The following is an 850-nucleotide window of genomic DNA, read 5'->3' on the forward strand; positions in this document are numbered from 1 at the left end:
GGTTTGTATAACCTTGTTATCAAAGAGATTGCTAGTAGCTGCCATGATAATGAGTTGATGTTGTTCAACGGCCAAATTAAACCATACACAGGGCTTGTTAAGGCCGTGGTATTTAGTTCGCATGAAAGCATCGCAATCTCAGATGGCAACGAACAATGTGCTATCGAAGTGATTAAGCGAGAGACGTTAGATGGTGGCAAGGTTATTGAAGTTACCAAAGACGGTGAAAAAGAAGTTGCGGTTCCTCCTTACTATCGTTTCGAGTTGAATATCTCAGTTAATGACTTACCAGCGATGGGATACCAAGTATTTGAAGTACAGGCATGTGACGTGATCAATCGTCAAGTGGAAGTACGTAAGCAAATATCGATTGAAAATGAAGTAATGATGCTGACGTGTGAGGGAAGCCAGCTTCAGTTAGTCGATAAAAAGGCTAATCGCGTTATTCCTCGACTTCTTACATTTGAAGAACAAGCTGATGATGGCGACTCCTATGATTTCTCACCGTTGCGAGGAGATACACCGTTATATAACCACGCTATTGAGCTTATCGAAACGCGGGTAGGTGAAACTGAGCAAGTGATGTTAGTGCGCGCGACACTCGATATTCCATTTGATCTTAGCGCCCGAACTGCGAATCAGAACGATCATCAGGCGACGTTTGAAATTAGCTTAACGCTTAGCCATGGCAGCGAGCAGCTAATAGTCAACATCACAACGATCAACCAGGCGAAAGATCACCGAGTGCGTGTGTTAGTTAATTCTGACGTTCAATCCAACACCTCGATTAGCACCCAGCCATTTGCATTGATGGAGCGTTCAATTGCGCCGTCAATTGAAGGTTGGAAGG

At 44.0% G+C, this 850-nt stretch carries 1 protein-coding gene; it reads left to right on the forward strand.

The annotated features are described in order from the left end of the window. Positions 1–850 (forward strand): glycoside hydrolase family 38 C-terminal domain-containing protein (locus AB4486_RS23650; RefSeq protein WP_372119010.1); only part of this gene is annotated, 850 nt, incomplete at both ends.

Source organism: Vibrio sp. 10N.222.55.C6, assembly GCF_041473395.1.
GTDB lineage: Bacteria > Pseudomonadota > Gammaproteobacteria > Enterobacterales > Vibrionaceae > Vibrio > Vibrio crassostreae_C.